The 20934-nt window shown below is 42.8% G+C and carries 16 protein-coding genes and 1 pseudogene; 15 read left to right on the top strand and 2 right to left on the bottom strand.

Annotated elements, in window-relative coordinates:
* Positions 1 to 88 precede the first annotated feature (88 nt).
* The 12 genes and pseudogenes from IOD06_RS02925 (at position 89) to IOD06_RS02870 (ending at position 13489) form a co-directional block, all read left to right on the top strand.
* Positions 89 to 964 (top strand): hypothetical protein, encoded by an 876-nt coding sequence (locus tag IOD06_RS02925; protein ID WP_194619021.1) that lies wholly within the window; start codon positions 89 to 91, stop codon positions 962 to 964.
* Between the two features lie 199 nt (positions 965 to 1163).
* Entirely contained in the window at positions 1164 to 1559 is a 396-nt protein-coding gene (locus IOD06_RS02920; protein ID WP_010200136.1) for an ATP-dependent Clp protease adaptor ClpS, read from the top strand.
* A 682-nt stretch (positions 1560 to 2241) separates the two neighbouring features.
* Positions 2242 to 4668: pseudogene (locus IOD06_RS02915) on the top strand (AAA family ATPase); the annotation flags it as partial.
* A 316-nt stretch (positions 4669 to 4984) separates the two neighbouring features.
* On the top strand, positions 4985 to 5722 hold the full coding sequence (locus IOD06_RS02910) for a uracil-DNA glycosylase (protein ID WP_194619019.1): 738 nt from the start codon (positions 4985 to 4987) through the stop codon (positions 5720 to 5722).
* A 15-nt stretch (positions 5723 to 5737) separates the two neighbouring features.
* Positions 5738 to 6316 (top strand): tRNA adenosine(34) deaminase TadA, encoded by a 579-nt coding sequence (tadA, locus tag IOD06_RS02905; protein WP_227669859.1) that lies wholly within the window; start codon positions 5738 to 5740, stop codon positions 6314 to 6316.
* 492 nt (positions 6317 to 6808) lie between these two features.
* Positions 6809 to 7561, top strand: coding sequence for a (d)CMP kinase (cmk, locus tag IOD06_RS02900; protein ID WP_194619018.1), 753 nt, complete (start codon positions 6809 to 6811; stop codon positions 7559 to 7561).
* A 288-nt stretch (positions 7562 to 7849) separates the two neighbouring features.
* Positions 7850 to 9538: a 30S ribosomal protein S1 gene (gene rpsA / locus IOD06_RS02895; protein WP_189580689.1), complete on the top strand. Its 1689-nt coding sequence runs from the start codon at positions 7850 to 7852 to the stop codon at positions 9536 to 9538.
* Positions 9539 to 9873: 335 nt separating this feature from the next.
* Entirely contained in the window at positions 9874 to 10179 is a 306-nt protein-coding gene (locus IOD06_RS02890; protein ID WP_010200120.1) for an integration host factor subunit beta, read from the top strand.
* Between the two features lie 101 nt (positions 10180 to 10280).
* Complete coding sequence (locus IOD06_RS02885; RefSeq protein ID WP_194619017.1) at positions 10281 to 10685, top strand: lipopolysaccharide assembly protein LapA domain-containing protein; 405 nt, start codon at positions 10281 to 10283, stop codon at positions 10683 to 10685.
* 72 nt (positions 10686 to 10757) lie between these two features.
* Positions 10758 to 11456, top strand: coding sequence for an orotidine-5'-phosphate decarboxylase (pyrF, locus tag IOD06_RS02880; RefSeq protein WP_194619016.1), 699 nt, complete (start codon positions 10758 to 10760; stop codon positions 11454 to 11456).
* Positions 11457 to 11680: 224 nt separating this feature from the next.
* Positions 11681 to 12478: a metallophosphoesterase gene (locus IOD06_RS02875; RefSeq protein WP_227669858.1), complete on the top strand. Its 798-nt coding sequence runs from the start codon at positions 11681 to 11683 to the stop codon at positions 12476 to 12478.
* A gap of 174 nt (positions 12479 to 12652) precedes the next feature.
* Entirely contained in the window at positions 12653 to 13489 is an 837-nt protein-coding gene (locus tag IOD06_RS02870) for a histidine phosphatase family protein (protein WP_194619014.1), read from the top strand.
* Positions 13490 to 13570: 81 nt separating this feature from the next.
* Here the strand turns inward: IOD06_RS02870 and IOD06_RS02865 are convergent, their stop codons facing one another.
* Both IOD06_RS02865 and rpsT read right to left on the bottom strand, forming a co-directional pair.
* Complete coding sequence (locus IOD06_RS02865) at positions 13571 to 14713, bottom strand: FAD binding domain-containing protein (RefSeq protein WP_194619628.1); 1143 nt, start codon at positions 14711 to 14713, stop codon at positions 13571 to 13573.
* A 122-nt stretch (positions 14714 to 14835) separates the two neighbouring features.
* Positions 14836 to 15102 carry a 30S ribosomal protein S20 gene (gene rpsT, locus IOD06_RS02860; RefSeq protein ID WP_010200097.1) on the bottom strand — a complete coding sequence of 89 codons (267 nt, stop codon included), beginning with the start codon at positions 15100 to 15102 and terminating at the stop codon, positions 14836 to 14838.
* Positions 15103 to 15569: 467 nt separating this feature from the next.
* Here rpsT and IOD06_RS02855 point away from each other — a divergent pair, with 467 nt between their 5' ends.
* From IOD06_RS02855 to mfd, 3 genes are all read left to right on the top strand, one after another.
* Positions 15570 to 16271 carry an NAD-dependent epimerase/dehydratase family protein gene (locus IOD06_RS02855; RefSeq protein WP_194619013.1) on the top strand — a complete coding sequence of 234 codons (702 nt, stop codon included), beginning with the start codon at positions 15570 to 15572 and terminating at the stop codon, positions 16269 to 16271.
* A gap of 88 nt (positions 16272 to 16359) precedes the next feature.
* Positions 16360 to 16875: a ribonuclease E activity regulator RraA gene (gene rraA / locus IOD06_RS02850; RefSeq protein WP_227669915.1), complete on the top strand. Its 516-nt coding sequence runs from the start codon at positions 16360 to 16362 to the stop codon at positions 16873 to 16875.
* Between the two features lie 238 nt (positions 16876 to 17113).
* Positions 17114 to 20851, top strand: coding sequence for a transcription-repair coupling factor (gene mfd / locus IOD06_RS02845; RefSeq protein ID WP_194619012.1), 3738 nt, complete (start codon positions 17114 to 17116; stop codon positions 20849 to 20851).
* The last annotated feature ends 83 nt before the right edge of the window (positions 20852 to 20934 follow it).

Below are 20934 nucleotides of genomic sequence, written 5' to 3'. Positions count from 1 at the left end.
TGTCACATCGTTCATATTGATGGTGCTAGGTATTGATTATAAATTCCGCTATAATAACCTGCCCTTACTGTTAAGAGATACTGTCTAAATGCGTGTTAAGATTGTACTACGCTTTTGCTCACAGCCAGCACGTCTATCGTGCCAAGACGCTATTTCATATAAATTGGAGCGTAGCCGACATTCTTTACAAGTCAGTAATGGCACTATCGATAGTCGGAACAGTCTCAGTGCGAGCCAAACAGGTGCTTCGACACTGGTACTGGCGCTTTTTGTCGTGGCCATATTAGCGACAGCTATCGTTGGGTTGGTGTTTGGTCACAAGCTTGGCTATCAGCGCGGCTTTCATGCGATGCAAACTGAGACCAAACAAGCGATTATCAACAGCACTGAGGCAACTAAAGAGCTGAAAGATCTACGTGTTAGCAATAAGATTGCCACGAGTGAAGCCGCCACTGCCAAGCAAGAGCTGGCGATAAGTTTGACAAATTTAGAAGAGTTACGCGTCACACAAAAAGAATTAACCATTGAAAACAAACAAGTTGCCCAGCTTAATGAGCTTTATACTGAGGTGATTAGTGATAATGGTGGCATGCCATTACAGATAATTGGCGCTAATATTAAGCCGTTACCCGAGAACGCTTTCGAATATGGTTTTGATGTTGGTATGCTGAGTAAAGATGGCACTGCCAAGCGTTTAACGCCAATTTTGACATTAATTGACAATGATGACTTTGTGGAAGTACCACTAGATCCTGCCAGTTATTCGATCAAAGGTATTGTACGTATTCGTGGTCGCTTTATGATGCCATCAGGATTTAAGCCTTTACAGGCTAAACTGACTTTAAGAGCTGGTGGGCAACAAAAAGAACAGCTGTATGATTGGAGGCTTGGCGATAGGGTCGATAATATGCCGCTCTCCCTTTTAGACTTGCCAGAAGTCGATGAAAGTCCTATTGAACCTTGATTATTACTCAAATTTTAATAAGCACTTGAAATTTAATGGTATGAGCCAAAGTTAGTTAAACATAATGGCTGCTAATAGCAGCTATGTGAAAGCAAAGGTGCTTTGTTACATGCCAATTATGCACCAAATAGCCTCTCTGTATAACCTCCTTTTTATTTAGAATTTACCTTATAATTATATTTTTATTATGATAAAACCTATGACTCTACAAGCTAGGCCAACCGTTTTCGATTGGCATTTTCCCAACATACCTGCACAGCGTGCTCAAGACAGTGCGCCAGAGGATGAGACGTCGCCGCAAGCAGACGTGCTCGTGGCCGAGCCAGAAGTGGCGAAGCCGCCGATGTATGCGGTCGTGATGTATAATGACAATTACACGCCGATGGAGTTTGTCGTCTATGTTTTACAGTCGGAATTTCGCCACAGTGTTGATTCTGCCGTTGAAGTGATGTTGACGATTCACAATAGCAGTAAAGGTATTGCTGGTATCTATCCCAAAGATATCGCTGAAACCAAAGCCAAAAAGGTAAACAGTTTGGCTCATCGCGAAGGTTATCCTTTATTGACTCAAATTGAACCACATCAGGGTGAATAGCCGTCACAACGGTTTTATTTTTTCGCAGCTTTTCACCTTGTTTGATATTATTTAATCAGCTATTTAATGCTGCCACTTCTAAGCTTATATACCCGTAATATTTTTCAAAAGCCTTTTTACTAGGCAGTTTTACTATTACTTCACCGCAAATCAGCCCTTATACCTCTCCTAAGTAATCAGTCTTCTTTCTGCTTTGATCTTGATTTTTATCTCAAATAGCCTTATATACTAAACATAACGTTGTGTGATAAATCGATGTCTTGCGTTCAGTTTTTTAGCATTTCGCTATGTTCCTAACACCTTGATGATTTACGCCCTTATTTTTATAAGATCTTTTTTATTCTCAACTTCTCATTTGTGTAATTCGTTATTTTCTGACTTTCTCGTCTCCAACATCCCCTCACAAAGTGTGCTTAGATACATTTTAGTATGCGTTAATAGATTGACTATGCTTGAGTATCATGTTGAGATAAAGAAAAGCGAATATGAATTATCACAATCATTGCTAGATAGGTCGAAACACTCACTAAATGATACACGGTACACTTCAATCATCGTTTGGTCGTGTCTCTTAATAATACTAACATTGCCCTTGAACAATACATCTATCGCCCTGATTTACTACCTAACTCATTCATAAAGCTATCAATTTATAAGATAGGTACAACCGTAGGAAGTCCTTATGTTAAGTCGTCATCTTGAAGTTTCTTTGCGTTTAGCAATGACACTTGCGCGCCAAAAATCGCATGAGTATCTCACTGTTGAACATTTATTGTTGGCACTGTTAGAGAACACGCATGCTGCCAACACATTAACGGCGTGCAATGCAAATGTTTCAACGCTACGTACCGAGCTCGAGGCTTATATCAATAAGCATACGCCAACGGTAGATGCAGAAACGGAGCAATCACCACAGCCAACCCAAAGCTTTGATCGCATCCTGCAACGTGCTATTTTTCATGTGCAGTCTATTGGTGGTGGTCGTTTGGTCGAAGGCTCAGATATCTTGGTATCTATGTTTTCCGAGCACGATACTTACGCTGTTTATTTACTCAAAAAACAAGGCATCAGTCGTCTTGAGCTGACCCAGTATTTATCACATGGTCAAGATAAAGATGAGCCATCAGAGCCTCGTGCTTCTACGACTGGAGAACGTCGTAGTGCTTCTGAAAAAACCAGCAAAGATCCGTTGGTTGAGTTCGCTACTAACCTAAACCAGCGTGCGGCAGAAGGTAAAACCGATCCATTAATTGGACGTACTTCTGAGATTGAGCGTGCTGCTCAAGTACTCTGTCGTCGCCGCAAAAATAACCCATTGTTGGTTGGTGAGCCAGGGGTTGGTAAAACGTCCATCGCTGAAGGTTTGGCATGGTTAATTATTAATGATAAAGCACCAAAGCCGCTTAACGGCTGTGTGATTTATAGCTTAGATATTGGTTCGCTCATCGCCGGTACTAAGTACCGTGGTGATTTTGAAAAACGTATGAAATCGCTCCTTGATGCAATGAAGAAAAAGCCTAATGCCATCTTGTTTATCGATGAGATTCACATGATTATTGGTGCAGGCTCTTCAATGAGTAGCAACATGGATGTGTCTAATCTAATCAAACCGGCGCTTGCCAACGGTGAATTGCGTTGTATTGGCTCAACGACCTTCACGGAGTATCGTCAGGTGTTTGAAAAAGACCATGCACTCTCGCGTCGTTTTCAAAAAATTGATGTTAAAGAGCCAAGTGTCGATGACAGTATCGATATTTTACGGGGTCTCAAACCGCGTTACGAAGAGTTTCACAATGTTGAATATACAGATGAAGCATTGGTCACCGCTGTACAGTTATCGGCCAAGCATATTCACGAGCGCTTTTTACCTGATAAGGCAATTGATGTTATCGATGAAGCTGGTGCTTATAAGCGTTTAGGCGTGATTCCAGATACCGATGATATCGAGGCAGAAGAAAGCTTCATTGCTGATTTGGAGCAAGATTTTGATGCGCAGATTGATGCCGATGTTGAAGCTCTTGAGAGCGATATTCATAATGACGTAACCAGTGATGACGACGATAATGAAATGCAGGATGAAGCCAATACTGCAAAAGCCAATGATCGTGCTAAATCATCTGATGAGTCAAAAGCGGCGAAGGCCAAGAAAAAACCACCGATGAAAATCGATGTGGCAGACATTGAAGCCATCGTGGCCAAGCTTGCGCGTATTCCGCCCAAGTCGGTATCAAGCGATGACAAGAGTATTCTTGAGCATTTAGATCGTGATCTTAAGCATTTAGTATTTGGTCAAGACGAAGCGATTGAGACCTTGGCAGATGCCATTAAATTGTCTCGTGCGGGTCTAAAAGCGCCAGATAAGCCAATTGGTTCATTTATGTTTGCCGGTCCGACAGGGGTTGGTAAGACAGAAGTATCGCGTCAGTTGGCAAAATTATTAGGCGTAGAGTTGGTGCGCTTCGATATGTCAGAATATATGGAAGCCCATACCGCATCACGTCTGATTGGTGCGCCTCCCGGCTATGTCGGTTTTGATCAAGGTGGACTACTTACGGAAAAAATCAATCAACATCCGCATTGTGTCTTATTGCTTGATGAAATTGAAAAAGCGCATCCTGATGTATTCAACTTGTTATTACAAGTGATGGATCATGGTACGTTGACGGATAATAACGGCCGTGTCGCTATCTTTAAGCAAGTGATTGTCATTATGACCACCAACGTGGGTGCTGATAGTATTAGCCGCTCTTCGATGGGTTTTACCCAGCAAGATCATAGCCGTGATAATACAGAATCGCTCAAACGTGTCTTTACCCCTGAATTCCGCAACCGCTTAGATGCCACCATTCAGTTCAATTCACTAGATACATCAGTGGTGGTATCAGTGGTCGATAAATTCTTGGTCGAGCTACAAGTACAGCTCGATGATAAGCAAGTCACGCTAGAGATTGATGATGAAGTACGTGATTACTTGGCTGTAAAAGGATATGACCGTTTGATGGGTGCGCGTCCGATGCAGCGTCTGATTCAAGACGAAATCAAAAAACCATTGGCAAGTATGATTTTGTTTGGAGATTTGGTTAATGGTGGGGTTGTTCATCTTACCTTAGAGCCTGAAGCGGGCGATGAGCAAGATGGCGCTACTATGAAACTGGATAAGGTATCGGATAAAGGTTCAGCGAATAGTCGGATTATCTTAACAGTCGTTGAGACCCATGAGCCGCGCTCAGACTCTGAATCATTGGCCAGCTAAACGGTTTTACATTAGCTTTATAAAAACGGCTACCATATTGCTGTGGTAGCCGTTTTTTTATTGCTATAATTTATCAACAAACCTCACATCATTTTTTGTTACCATCAATCTAAATGATGACATGCTCTAGTTGCGAAGTAATTATTCATAACAAATATAATAAGGATGTACCATGGAACTGTTTGACGAACAGCCGACGAAGACCCCAGAGCAAAGGCAAGCGATTTTAGACAATGTCCGTCTACCAGCAGACTGGAAAACGGCACTAGCAGATGAATTGACCTCTGACAATATGGATAACCTACGAGCTTTTTTAAAGGAAGCGTACCAATCAGAGGAAAGTGTTTATCCACCTGCACCGCTGATGTTCAATGCCTTTAACCTAACCCCATTATCGAAGGTTAAAGTCGTTATTTTAGGACAAGACCCTTATCATCGTCCAGGTCAGGCAATGGGGCTATCTTTTTCTGTGCCCAAAGCGATTCCCAAGCCGCCGTCACTTAATAATTTACTCAAAGAAATGGCCAATGATATCGGCACCAGTTACTCAGCGCATGGTGATTTAACGTATTGGGCGCAGCAAGGAGTTTTACTCTTGAACAGCTCATTAACGGTGCGAGAAGGTGAGCCGAATAGCCATCAAAATAAAGGTTGGGAGCAGTTTACCGATGCCGTGATTGATGTGGTCAATCAACAAACGGAGCACACGATATTTATATTGTGGGGCAGTAAAGCGCAGAAAAAAGGCAAGTATATCGATACTGAAAAACATTTAATCTTAACGGCTGTGCATCCTTCACCACTGGCTGCCAATCGTGGTGGATTTTTTGGTTCCAAGCCATTTTCTAAAACCAATGATTACTTGGTACAGTATGGACAAACACCAATTGACTGGCAATTACCACAATAGATAACAAATAATCTAATGATAAATTTACAATCTCATCCGTTAATACCTAGCCAATTGGCCGCTATTGAAGTAGAGATGTCACTTGCAAACAGTATATTTTGGTCGCTGCAAGACGTTAAATGGATGCAAAAAGCATTGCTACTGGCTAAACAAGGGGCTGCACTCGGAGAAGTGCCAGTAGGCGCAGTGTTGGTACACAATCAGCAGATCATCGGGCAAGGATTCAATGAGCCAATTGGACGCCATGACGCGACTGCTCATGCTGAGATAGTTGCGCTAAGGGATGCGTGCGCGCGTTTAAAAAACTACCGCCTGCCATTACAGACAACTTTGTACGTAACTTTAGAGCCTTGTACGATGTGTGTTGGCGCACTCATTCATGGCCGTGTGGATAGACTGGTCTATGCGGCGAGCGAACCTCGAGCGGGCATGGTTGGTAGTCAAATGAACTTAGCCATGCAGCCTTTTTATAATCATAGTATTCAAGTTGATAAAGGTTTATGCCGTGAGCATAGTAGTCAGATGCTAAAGCATTTTTTTCGTGAACGTCGCCGCGCCGCCAAAAAAAGTAAAAACACTGTCATTAACAATTAGGGTCTGTTGAACATTAAAATATTAGGACTGCTGATCGCTAAAATCTTCCCAAACTAGGCGTAAACCGACGATAATGTCGAGACCTTAGCTAGGTTTACAACAACGTTTGGGGTGGTTTTAGCATCAGCCTTTCAGGGCAGGGCTATTTTTGCCAATACATGGCGAAATTGTCTAACCTAGAATGACTAGGCGTCAAAAATTTCACTGCGTATTGTCTACAAAATAGCCACTGCCAGTGCCACATTTGAATGTTCAGCAGACCCTAAAACAGACATTCAACAAGATATCAGTCTTGTGGCTAGTGATAACGTGGTTTTTTTGCTATAATATCGCCCTATTTGATTGCTAATAAGTTAGTAGTCTAACAAGCAGTTGATAATTAAGTAAATATTGCGTTGTTACTGTTGCATAAGTAGCATTCTAGCTAATGTGCTTTTTAGTATAAAAGCAGCCATATAAGCAGTGCCTACTATTAAGTGATAAGTGAGTCCTATGACCGTCTCTACACCTACTAATGATAATAGCCAAGCGCAGCCAGTGCGTTATCCTGTTATTTGTATTGACGGTCCAAGTGGCGCAGGCAAAGGCACGGTAACTTGGCGTCTGGCACAAGCATTGGGTTATCAGCTGTTAGATTCAGGCGCTTTATATCGCATCGTTGGTCTAAAGGCGTTTGAAGCAGGATTGATTACTGCCGATGCTAGCAAAGCGATTGATGAGATGGCTGTATTGCATCTGACACAAAGCTTGGACATTGCTTTTGTGCCTAATAATAAGTCAGGCCGTGTCGATATCATCGTTAATGGCGAAGCAGTGGGTGAGCAAGTACGTAACGAAACGATTGGTGGTTACGCCTCACAAGTGGCTGTCTATCCAAAGGTTCGTAATGCCTTGCTAACGCTACAACAAGACATGGCAACCCGTTCAGGCCTAGTGGCTGATGGTCGCGATATGGGTACAGTGGTGTTCCCAGATGCTGACGTTAAAGTATTTTTGACTGCCAGCGCGGAAGCACGTGCCAAGCGCCGTGTCACACAGCTAATGGAAGCGGGACAAGTAGCAGATTTTGAGGAAATATTAACGACGATTAAAGCCCGTGATGATCGTGATGAAAATCGTACGACAGCACCATCAAAGCCAGCAGACGATGCCTTAGTATTGGATAGCTCGATGCTAGATGCAAATGCGGTTTATGAGCAGATAAAAAAACACTGCCAGAATCAGGGTGTCTGCTTTAATAGCTAATAGAAACAACATATTGAGCACTAAATAGTTTCCTATATCTTTGATTTTAGTATAAAATTATAGTATGTCGGATAAGCAGTGATTAGAACAACGTTGTCGTTTTAATAACACAAGACAGTTGTTGCTAATGAGCTCTATAAACATTGTGTTTATGAATAATGCGCTTATTAGCAACAAACGTTTTTTTATATGACTATGTAGGATATAAAACCAGTATTCCGTTTTATATAGTCATAAATTTGATCCGTACTGTGCTGGACAGGATACGGCTATACAAAGGTAGACATAATGGAATCATTTGCTGAACTATTTGAAGCGAGCATCGAAGAAACAGGTCTTGATATCGAGCGTGGCTCGGTTATCACAGGTACTGTTGTAGCCATCGATAGTGATTGGATTACAGTAGATACTGGTCTTAAGTCTGAAGGTATCGTCGCTCGTGAAGAGTTTTTAAGCGAAGAAGGCGAACTTGAAGTTGAAGTTGGCGATAGTGTTGATGTTGTGGTTGAAGCGGTTGATAACGGTATGGGTCAAACCTTACTGTCACGCGAAAAAGCCAAACGCGTTGAGACTTGGAATTTCCTTGAGAAAATCTCTGACAATGATGAGATCGTTAAAGGTATTATTTCTAGCAAAGTTAAAGGCGGCTTTACCGTAGATATCGGTTCAGTACGCGCGTTTTTGCCAGGTTCATTGGTAGATGTACGTCCTATCCGTGATACCACGCATCTTGAAGGCAAAGAGCTAGAATTCAAAGTCATCAAACTTGATCAAAAACGCAACAACGTTGTGGTTAGCCGTCGTGCAGTTATGGAAGCTGAAAACTCAGCTGAGCGCGAAGAGCTATTGAACAAGCTTGAAGAAGGTATCGAGATCGAAGGTATCGTTAAGAACCTTACTGATTACGGTGCATTCGTTGACCTAGGTGGTATCGATGGTCTATTGCACATCACTGACATGGCATGGCGCCGTATCAAGCACCCATCTGAGGTGGTTGAAGTTGGTCAAGACCTAAAAGTTAAAGTATTGAAGTTTGACCGTGAGCGCAATCGCGTTAGCCTAGGTCTAAAACAACTTGGTACTGATCCTTGGGATAACGTTGGCGGCACATACCCAGTGGGTAGCGTTGTTAAAGCACGCGTTACTAACCTAACTGATTATGGTTGTTTTGCTGAGATTTCTGAAGGCATCGAAGGTCTAGTGCACGTGTCAGAAATGGATCATACCAACAAAAACATCCACCCATCAAAAGTAGTTCAAGTGGGCGATGAAGTTGAAGTAATGATTCTTGATATCGATGAAGAACGTCGTCGTATCAGCCTAGGTATCAAACAGACTCTAGCCAATCCATGGGATGAGTTTGATAAGAAACATGAGCGCGGTGATAAAATCACTGGTACGATCAAATCAATCACTGACTTCGGTATCTTTATCGGTTTAGATGGTGGTATTGATGGTCTGGTTCATCTATCTGATATCTCTTGGAACGAAACTGGCGAAGATGCTATCCGTAACTACAATAAAGGCGACACCGTTGAAGCAATGGTATTGTCTGTAGATGCAGAAGCTAACCGTATCAGCCTAGGCGTTAAGCAGTTAAGCTCTGATCCATTCAACGAATACCTAGTCAACAATGACCGCGGTGCTATCGTTAATGGTAAAGTGAAAGAAGTAGACGCTAAAGGTGCTACTATCGAACTTGCTGACGAAGTAGAAGCTTATCTACGTGCCTCTGAGATCCAACGTGACCGCGTTGAAGATGCGACTAAGCATCTAACAGTTGGTGATGATGTTGAAGCTAAAATCATCAGTGTTGATCGTAAAACACGCAACATCAACTTGTCTATCAAAGCGAAAGACGAAGCTGAAGAGCGTCAAGCGATTAAAGATCTTGGTAGCACTAGCACGACTGCTGCTCCAGGAACTGATGCACAGCCAAAAACAATTGGTGACTTGATCAAAGAACAAATGCAGTAAGTTGCTAAGCTATTGATATAAAAGTAATGTAAAAAAAGCGACTCCGGTCGCTTTTTTTTATGATTAAATTTGTATAACGTGGTCAGTAATGGAAGTTTTTGCTCAAACAGACAAACTCTTATTTCCATTTATCCTAATATCCGCTATCATTTGCAACATTGAGTAACAATATATCAGTCGGATTTAGTTTTATATAAATAATATCGGCTTATAGAAGCAGTTGTGACTTTAGATGTTTCTAAGTTAATTCAGTATAATGCTATAAATAGTCATCGTAAAAACCAAATTTTGACTCACAATCATTTTATCCATTAATCAACAGGGCAAGCGTCATAATGCAGCAAGCGATTAACAAATCCGAATTTATTAGTAATTTGAGTGCGAATTGTGAAAATATAACTGACACAGTTGTAGATGATGCAGTACGTGAAATATTAAATTTGATGACCCATACTTTAGCCAATGATGGTCGGGTAGAGGTTCGTGGGTTTGGTAGTTTTTGTCTACATCATCGCCGCGCTCGTATGGGGCGCAACCCAAAAACAGGGGAAAGCGTGCCTGTACCTGCCAAAGCTATTCCGCATTTTAAGCCGGGTAAAGCACTACGTGAAGCCGTAAATGATAAAGTAGCAAATAACTAGTAGTGGCTATGTTAGTACTGGTAATAGATGTGTTAATTGATGATGCACTCTAGAATGCTATCTTTAAACTGTTAGCTCCATTCAAAACTGAGGTATCTTTCATGCGCTTTTTACTGTTTGTATTACTGTTTTTAAGCTTTGCTTATTCGCTTGGCTTGGTATTAGCAAATAATACTGAGGTTGGCGTAAACTTGCTGTTCTCACAAGCACCGACGATGAATTTGGGGCTGCTGCTGATACTCTGTTTAATACTCGGTATAATTATCGGTATTTTGCTAGCATTGCTTATCTTCCGCGTCTTACAAAATAAGTGGGAAATCTCGCGCCTTAACAAGGCCAACAATCATTTGCAAGAGCAATTGACCCAAGCCAATGTCGTTATTGATCGTCAAGCAAATGCACCAACAGTAGAAGATGCGGTCTACGGGACAGCGGCGACCCAGACTCAAGATACAGCAGTTAATATAGATGAAGGCTCTACTTTGATTAAGCATAAGCGAGACTAAGCGGCTTGATAATGGCGGCGCGGCTAATTTTAAAAATACAATGCTTTTATAACTCTGATATATGGCAAAACCATGAATAATATAACTAACTCTCCAGTCATCGTTGCTTTAGATAACATGACTTTAGATGCATCCTTGGCGCTAGCTGATCAATTAGACCCAACGTTATGTCGATTAAAAGTGGGTAAAGAGCTGTTTACTCGTTGTGGCCCTGATATCGTCAAGGCATTGCATCAGCGTGACTTTGAGGTGTTCTTGGACTTAAAGTTTCATGATATTCCTAATACCACGGCTCAAGCAGTATTGGCGGCAGCTGAGCTTGGCGTATGGATGGTTAATGTCCATGCAAGCGCGGGCTTAGAGGCGATGTCATTGGCCAAACAACGCCTGTTAGACGGTAATTTTGAGACCTTGTTGATTGCCGTCACTGTGCTGACTTCTATGGACAATCAAGCATTGATGCAAACGGGCATCACGGACGGTTTAGATGCGCAAGTCAGCCGCCTAGCACAATTGACCAAGCAAGCTGGTCTAGATGGTGTGGTGTGTTCTGCCCAAGAAGCAAAAGTGCTTAAGGCTTTATGCGGTAAAGACTTTAAGCTGATCACGCCTGGCATCCGACTCGCTGATGACAGCGCGGATGATCAAAAGCGTATTTGTACGCCGAGTCAAGCATTGATGGAGGGTTCTGATTATCTGGTCATTGGACGCTCTATTACTCAAGCGCAAAATCCTACTGCTAAACTACAGAAGATACTTCAAAGTATTTAAGTTTGAATAGATATCAAGTAAAAAGACAGCCTAAATGGCTGTCTTTTTACTTTTTGATGGACAAGGAAAAGCTGCTACACTACTTAAATTTATGCTTACAACCTTTCTAAAATATAATGGCCATATCAAAAATGTTCATCTAACTAAATATGAATATTACTATCATGAGCGTTTATCGCTAATTAGATTTTTAATAATAACGCCACTAAATGATGTTGGATAATATGAAATTACAGATATTAAGTGACTTACACATTGACAGCTATGCCCGGCAATTGCATCCGATGGGGCATATTCCTAAGACCGATGCAGACATTGTATTGGTCGCTGGTGACACCGCTAATAGTGATAGCGGCATGCCGTGGCTACAAGAGCAAGCTGCACGTTTACAGGTACCGCTTATTACCATCGCGGGAAATCATGAGTATTTCAAAGAAGATGTGCTAAATTTCGATCAGAAATTGGCAACATGGGATAATTACGATGAAACCTCAGCCAAAGGCATGCGCGTGCTCCAGTGTCAGCATATTGATATCGGAGAAGTACGCATCTTAGGGTGTACGCTATGGACTGATTATCAGTACCAAGCGAATGAGGACACTATGGTCGCTGCTAAACGCTTTATGCGGGACTATACGCAAATATATGCTGGTGATCAGCTATTCTCACCTGAGCTGTCTATGCAATTGCATGCTGAGCAGCGTCAATGGTTACAACAAGCCTTGATAACCGCGAAAACACTGGGCAAAAAAACGATAGTGATGAGTCATCATAGCATCAGTGCATTATCAGTGTCTGAGAAGTATGCCAGCCTACCCAGTAATGCAGCGTTCGTCAGTGATTTATCTGGCTGGATGCATGAAACTTGGGCGCCTACGCTGTGGGTGCATGGACATACGCACGAAGCATTTGACTATCGTATTGGTAATACCCGAGTGATTGTCAATCCACGCGCTTATCCAAACGAGGTGAGTAGTACAGCATTAGCCTTTGCTTGGGATAAAGTCATTGATATTGGTTGAGCCGTTTTTCGTGTAAATACGTTGGATCGCTAGCAGTGGCTTAGCGCATTCTGAAATAGCCTATCATTCATCATTCATAATTGGTCTTAAAAGTCCGTTCATTATCGCTGCTTATATTGCAACTGGATTTATATTTTGTTCATTCCTGATAAAAAATCTGCTAGGCTTGCTAGCATGAGCAAATATCCTATTAGTACCCAGTCAAAACTATCCGCAGATAAGCTTGCGAGTCACACGCCAAGTGCGCCTGCGCCGTCACACTTACCTGACAGTATGATCTCTTCGGTCAGCTTATTACCTGATAATAAGCGACTGATTTTATTTACTAGGCACTCTCTACGCGAGCGTTCTGATGGTAACGGTTTTGCCAGTTATCAGTTGCCGCTCACGCCTAAAGGTCGCATATTGGCTAAGTCTTGGGGACGTTGGCTAGCAGGACACCTGCCGTATTCGCTCGATGTCGATAGCATCTCAAGTCCGATTGGGCGCTGCATTGACACGGCACAATTGATGCAAGAAGGGGCGGGGTTACAGCGTCATATTGCTCATCAATCATTGCTAGTGGAGCCGGGCAGTCTGGTTACTGAACCTGAGATTGCCAATGTCGTATTCAAAGAAATTGGTGTGCTTAACTTTATTAATCGTTTTTTGCAAGGAAACCTCGAAGGTACTAAAAATGCCTATCAAGGTGGTCTTGATATTTTATCGCTCTTTTATCAACATCAGCCGCAGCATGGGCATTTGATGCTCGCTGTTAGTCATGATACTTTGTTATCAGCTTTTTTGGCGGTAATGCTTGATGTGACCGAAATCGATTGGAATGATTGGCCTAAGATGATGGAAGGGGTGTTTTTGTGGTTCGATGACAAGCCTTTTGATCAGGCGAATGCTTATTTTGTCTGGCGTGGTGAGGTTTATATTCGTCCTGTTAGTACTTTGTTAGAAGGTTACCGTGCTGCCGGCTTTCATCCTAGCAAATTATTGCTGCCACCAAAAGTGAAGTGGACTTAATTTTCAAAGGGGTTTTATGCTTATTAAGCACAAACTTGACCCATTCATCTCAAAAATGGAAAATCAGTCGAATTTTATTTTTTATCCCTCTGTTCGGCTTTTACCATAAGAAAACTGAGAACGATCACCCACACTGCGACCATGTTTCCATAATTGCATGCCATGCGATAGCTGGTTACTCTCCCATGCCTGTAAGGCTTTAGGAACGTTATGACTATGGTCAACGAGTGCCTCTACCAACGAAATAGCGTTTGCTGCTGCTTTTGCCGTACCCGCTGCTGTATGAGGCCGAGGAATAAAAGCGGCATCTCCTATCAGTGCCATTCTATCGAAAGCCATCTGCGGCACTGTTAAGTCTAAAATCGACTGTACAAAAGGCTCTTTAGTCGCGGCTACTAATTTTTTGAAGGGGTCAGCGAGTACAAGATCTGCGTAGCTTCGCATTGCTCGATCAACAGCAGGCGACATCATTCCTGGCGGCACAGAATGCGTTCTACATTTACTGTTTTTGTCGGTAAGTATATGAGCTAACTCCGTTTTCTCATCATAGTTAACGTACCAAACCCAGTTAAATCGGCGTTTTCCTGGAACCAGCGATTCGTTTTCACCAGGAATGACGTAGGCCAAAATATGCGAGTTTGGAAAATCATAAAATACAAACCGTTCAGTAAATATCTTAGCCACTTCTGGCGCTAAGTCAGCTTCGTCGATCAAACCTCTATAAGCCACGTAACCTGCATATTGAGGCTCATAAGTGGGCAAAAGCTGTTGGCGTACAGTTGAATTTGGCCCGTCAGCACCAATCAATAAATCTCCAGTTTCACAAGAGCCATCAACAAAAACAGCTGTTACTTTAGCGCCTTTTGATTGTACCTGCGCTAATACTTTACCTTGATGATAATGCTTATCTGGAAAGTGTCTTCGCATCGAGCGATAGAGAATATTCCAAGAGGTGAGCGTCTGACGCATGGCCATTTTTTCAATTGAGCCATTTTTTTGCAGATAATAGCGCTCAAGAGCATCGACGCCTAGCTTATCTGTCGCAATTCCCGCCTTTTTAAGAGCAGTCACGACATCAGCTTGCAAAACAACACCACCGCCTCTGCTATCCAAATCATGAGCAGAACGCTCGTAAATATCTACTTGCCAGCCAATAGAACGTAATAGTGTCCCTGAAAACAGCCCAGCTAAAGAACCACCGATCACGATTGCACGCTTAGTCATTGATTCCACTGAGCCTCTCCTAAATATCCATATACAAATAAGAATAGCATAAAAAAACCTTGCCCCAGTATTAGAACCAGTGACAAGGTTTTTTTATGCTTACGGTCTAAACAGAACAAATCTTAAGCTTGAAGGCCTTTGATTGTTTTGTTTAGGCGGCTCTTACGACGAGCAGCTTTATTCTTATGAATAATACCTTTGTCAGCCATACGATCAAGAACCGGTACCGCTTTTTTGTAAGCTTCGGTAGCCGCGTCATAATCTTTAGCTGCGATTGCCGCATCAACACGTTTTAAGTAAGTACGAACCATAGAGCGTTGTGACGCAGAGTTCTGACGACGTTTGGTGTTTTGACGGGCGCGTTTACGAGCTTGTGCAGTATTAGCCACGCGTATCTCCTTGATAAAGACAGATAAAAATATGAATGTTGATTGCAATAATGGGTTTAACAATCATCGGTGACGAGCAGCCTCTCGCCAAACATGATGTCGATGTCTGATATTAATAGGGTATCTAATATCAATAGATCATCGCAAGCGTCAGAACTGTTTGGAATAATTAAACAGCGTTGACGTGTAAAGCCGGTTATCTTAGCAAATTATTGCGCTTAGAACAATATATTTGATGGTTAATGCTCAAAGTAGTTAAACTATTTGCTAATATTTTACTTTATTAGGCTATTAAGAGTAAAGTCAGCTGCCAAGTCATACCTATCGCTGACAAAATCTCTTACAATAAACTGTGCTTAATGAGCTCAGTTATCTGTTAATTTAGGTATGATAGAGGAGCAATCTGTCTTTACGGATATGTCTTCTCATAATCATGGATTTTCTAACATTATATAAATGGATAAGGTATGCAGCGAAAAGCAATTATGATTGGCGCGACAGGATTGGTGGGGGAACACCTTGTCAAACAATTGAGTGAGCTTTACGACACGTTGATTGTGATTGCACGGCATCCGCCACGCTACATCAATGCCAGTATGCGCTTTTATCAGGTCAATGACTTCGACAATCTAAGCGAAATATTTGTCAGTGTGGGTGTTGATCGAACGACAGATGCCTTTAGTTGCCTCGGCACCACAAAAAAGCAGGCTGGCAGTGACGAAGCGTTTCGAAAAGTCGATCACGATTATAATATGAACTTTGCCAAACTATGCCGCGATAAAGGCGTTGAAAATTTCTTTTTATTATCTTCAATGAACGCTGATATCGACAGTCGGTTTTTGTACAATCGAGTAAAGGCTGAAACTGAGCAGTCAATTAGCGCATTAGATTTTGCGCAACTAGTGATTTTTCGCCCGTCATTGTTACTTGGCAAACACAAGGGACGTCCGCTTGAAAGCCTTGGTCAAAAAGCCTTTAAACTTATCTCGCCGTTATTGTCAGAGTCTTTATCATTGCATCCCATTTCTGCCAAACGTGTCGCTAGTGCAATGGCGATGAGCGCCAATGATATGTATCAGCGTAGTAAATACCGTACGGAACCGCTAATTAAGCATACTAATATTATCGAAAATAAGCAGATGCTGGCGATGACCAGAGTGAAAAAATAGCCTAAGCGGTATATCAAAAAAAGTTAAAATCAATCATAAGTAGTTAGGGAGCTTGATCATGTCAGACACGATGCCAGAATCAACCGCGATGAATAAAGAGAACTTTGTGACCTGTGATTTATTGGATGCCAATCCTGAGTCGCAGGTATGTTTGCCCAATATCGAAGGCAAGTCGTTTCATCGTTTCGGTGGCAAAGACAGATTTTGCGGTGAAATCGTGACGGTGAAATGCTTTGAAGACAATAGCCGTGTAAAATCATTACTGAACAGCGATGGCAAAGACAAAGACGGTAATGGCAAAGTATTGGTGGTCGACGGTGGTGGCTCAATGCGTTGCGCGCTGTTAGGCGATATGATTGCACAGTCAGCAATTGATAATGGCTGGGCAGGGGTCGTGGTGTATGGCTGTGTTCGTGATGTCGATGATATGGCAGCAATGGATATCGGTGTCATGGCACTCGGTTGCATCCCTCGTAAATCAAATCGCCGCGATGAAGGCCAGACGGACATTGAAATTAGCTTTGGTGATTTGACACTAAACTCTGGTATGTTTGTCTACGCAGATAATAATGGCATTATCGCGAGCGACAAGCCATTAATTTAAAAACAGCTTATAATTTAAAAACAGCTTAATGATTATAACTCAAAAACCTCAGCTCAACCGTTGAGGTTTTTACATTTAATTATCCTGTCTTTATGTACGAATACTATTTTTATCAACTATTTAGCTGTTGGTTTTTTAATAAAAATGCTAAGTGACAAACCGTTACGGCATAAATTTTGGTAATTGCTGAAATATTCGTATAATAGCTTTCTGACTCTTAACATTGATCCTATCCTTTATGCCTATCACTGCTTTGACTGACGCCTTTGACCCGATTAACCAGCAGTTGTTTCCTATCCAAAATGCCCAGCGGCGTTGGCTGGCTCCTGTGCATGGGGCTGTCAGCAGTTTATGGCTGGCAAGTCTAGTACAAACGCCGCTATGGAATGTTGCTGACCGTTTGAAGGTTGTGGTAACCCGTGACCAAAACCAGCTCAATCAGATAGAGACGGAATTGGCATTTTGCGGGGTCGATGCTTATGTGTTCCCCGATTGGGAGACATTGACTTATGATGAGCTGTCCCCGCATCAAGATATTGTCAGTGAGCGTATCAATCTATTAACCGATATGCCAACGACAGGGGTGCTGCTCATCTCGGTTCAAGCTTTGATGCATCGGGTCGCACCGCCAAGCTGGCTGATAGGGCAGCATTTTGATTTGAGTGTGGGTGATCGATTTAATATCAACACTCAACGTGGTCTATTGGCAAAGGCAGGTTACCGTGCAGTTGAGAATGTCTTTGAGCCGGGCGAATTTGCCGTACGCGGTAGCATCATTGATATCTTTGCGATGGGTCAGCCGTTTCCGCTACGTCTAGATCTGTTTGACGATGAAATTGAGACCATTCGCTTCTTTAATCCGCAGACCCAGCGGACGTTGACCGTTGATGACCTTAAAACGATGATGAGTGGCAATGATAGTAGCATGGGCAAAGAGTCACTATCGCTACTGCATAAACTGCCAGATATCTCAAAGCCTATCCAGCAATTTCAAATCCTACCGGCGAAAGAGTTTCCGCTCGATGAAGGGCGTGAGACTTTCCGCACTAACTTTGCTGCCATGTTCCCTAGTGCCAGTAGTCGTAAGTTTGAGCTGCATAAAGATGTGATGGCAGGTATCGCCAGTAGCGGATTAGAATACTACCAACCATTATTTTTTGATTTAAAGGATTGGGAGGCGGAGAGTAGCTTATTTGCTTACTTACCAAGCGATGCCTTATTTATAACAGATGAGCTAATTAACGAAAAGCAAGCAGATTACTGGTCACAGATTCAGCGCCGTTATGAAGAGCGTCGTCATGATGTTGATAAGCCCATCGTCGCCCCTGAGCTATTGTATTTATTATCAAATACTCTAAACGAGCACCTCAACCACTATCCACGCGTGATTCTCAGTGCCCGTAATGAATTGGCTACCATGACCGATGTCGCTGCGATTGATAGCGATGATTCACGGTTAGAGGTTGAACAACAGTCAGATTCACAGCCACAACTGCCGCTTGTGGCAAATAAACAGCAAGGCTTGGTGACGTTAAGCGCGCTAGAGCCACCGCAATTATCAGTGAATCATCAAAAAGCTGAACCTCTCACGGAGTTATTAGAATTTTTAGCGCTACAAGCGCAAACGGCGACACCAGTATTAATCGTTGCCGAAACAGCAGGTCGTCGTGAGATTTTGATCGAGCTGTTTAAAGGTAAAATAGACATCAAAGCTTATGATAGCTTTGAGGCGTTTCTAGCCGCTGATAAAACTACTGGGCTTAATGATAAAAAGCTGCCACAGGTTGGGCTAACCGTTGCACCCATTGAACGCGGCGTTTATGTCCCTGAGCGTTTGGTATTGATTAGTGAGACACAGCTGTTTGGGCGTCAAGTATTACAGACGCGCCGTCGCCGTCAAAGCGGTGTGTCAGAAGAGTTTTTGGTAAAAAGTGTTACTGAGATAACAGATGGTAGTCCCGTTGTGCATATCGAGCACGGTATCGGTCGCTATAATGGTCTGATTACACTAGATGTGGGTGATGGCGAGCAAGAGTTTATTCATTTGAAATACGCTGATGATGCCAGTATTTATGTGCCAGTCGCCAATCTACAAATGATCAGCCGTTATAGTGGCGGAGATCCTGCACTTGCGCCATTGCATAAAATCGGCAGCGGCAAATGGGACAAAGCCAAGCAAAAAGCTTTGGAGCAAATTCATGATGTTGCTGCTGAACTGCTCAATATGCAAGCACGGCGTGAAGCTAAAGTCGGTATTCATTTTAAAATCGACTCATCACAGTATGAGCTGTTTGCCAGTCAATTTGCTTTTGAAGAAACACCTGATCAAGCCAATGCTATCCATGCCGTTATGGAAGACATGAGGCAAAACCAACCAATGGATCGCCTTATCTGCGGTGATGTGGGTTTTGGTAAAACTGAAGTCGCTATGCGCGCTGCGTTCATTGCGGTTAGTGCTGGCTATCAAGTAGCGGTATTGGTACCGACGACTTTGCTGGCAGGTCAGCATGAAGACAATTTTCGCGATCGTTTTGCTGATTGGCCGGTACGAGTCGAAACGCTGTCGCGTTTTGGCGGTAAAAAGCATCAAGATACGGTATTGGCTGACTTGACGGCTGGTAAAGTTGATATTGTTATCGGCACTCATAAGTTATTACAACCGGATGTGAAGTTTTCTAATTTGGGCCTGATGATTGTCGATGAAGAGCATCGATTCGGTGTGCGTCATAAGGAGCGTATCAAGGCGATTCAGACCGATGTAGATAGTATGTCGATGACAGCGACCCCAATCCCTAGAACGCTTAATATGGCGCTCTCTGGTATGCGTGATATGTCGATTATTGCTACGCCACCTGCTCGTCGTCTGGCGATTAAAACCTTTGTCATGCAAAAAACAGAAGCATTAATGAAAGAGGCTATCTTGCGCGAGTTACTGCGTGGAGGACAGGTGTATTTGCTTCATAACGATGTTGCCAGTATCGAGCGTATGGCTGAGACCATTCGCGAGCTAGTACCAGAGGCGCGAGTAGGGGTCGCTCATGGTCAAATGCAAGAGCGCCAACTTGAACAAGTAATGCAGCAGTATTATCATAAAAAATTCAACGTCCTGATATGCTCGACTATTATTGAAACCGGTATTGATGTGCCGAATGCCAATACCATTATCATTGAGCGCGCTGACAAGTTTGGCTTGGCTCAGTTGCATCAGCTGCGTGGTCGTGTAGGTCGTAGCCATCATCAAGCGTATTGTTACTTACTTGTGCCGTCTATTAAGGGTCTCAAAGGTGATGCCAAGCGACGCTTACATGCCATTGAACGTGCTAATACACTGGGTGCAGGTTTTATGCTGGCAAGTGAAGATTTAGAGATTCGCGGGGCTGGCGAGATACTTGGTAAGCAGCAAAGCGGCAATATGCAAGCGATTGGCTTCAGTTTATATATGGACATGCTGGAGCGCGCGACAAAAGCGATTAAAGCGGGTAAAGAGCCCGATTTGAGTACGCCATTGTCACTGACCAGCGAGATTAATCTGCATAGCTCGGCATTGATACCAGAAGAGTATTTACACGATGTGCATCAGCGTTTGTTGTTTTATAAACGTATCAGTAATGCCGATGATAAAGAAGCGCTCACTGATATCCGTACCGAAATGATTGACCGTTTTGGCATATTACCCGATCAAACCAAGCAGCTTTTTGCCATTCACGGACTGCGTATACAAGCCGAACCACTAAAGATCAATAAAATTGATGCCAATAGTAATAGTATGACGTTGGAATTTGCGCCTGATACACCCGTTGATGCGTTAGCGATTATTAAATTGATTCAGAGCAATGGGCAGCGCTATCGTATGAATGGTGCTTCTGGTATTCGTTACCAAGATGCCGATAAACTGGCAACACCGCAGCAGCGCGTCACTGTGATCCAAGAGCTATTACGCTACTTTAGTGAACATATGGTGACAGAGCCTGTTTAGCTTTGTTCTAAGCAACGGCTTAGCAGGTACAGGCGTCAACTATGCTACGCTAAACGAACATTCCAAGGCAATCAGTCAGGGTG

Origin of the sequence: Psychrobacter sp. N25K4-3-2, from assembly GCF_015351755.1 — a bacterium.
Lineage (GTDB): Bacteria > Pseudomonadota > Gammaproteobacteria > Pseudomonadales > Moraxellaceae > Psychrobacter > Psychrobacter glaciei.
The sequence above is the reverse complement of the archived record's forward strand: the minus strand, read 5'-3'. Positions and strand labels throughout refer to the sequence as shown.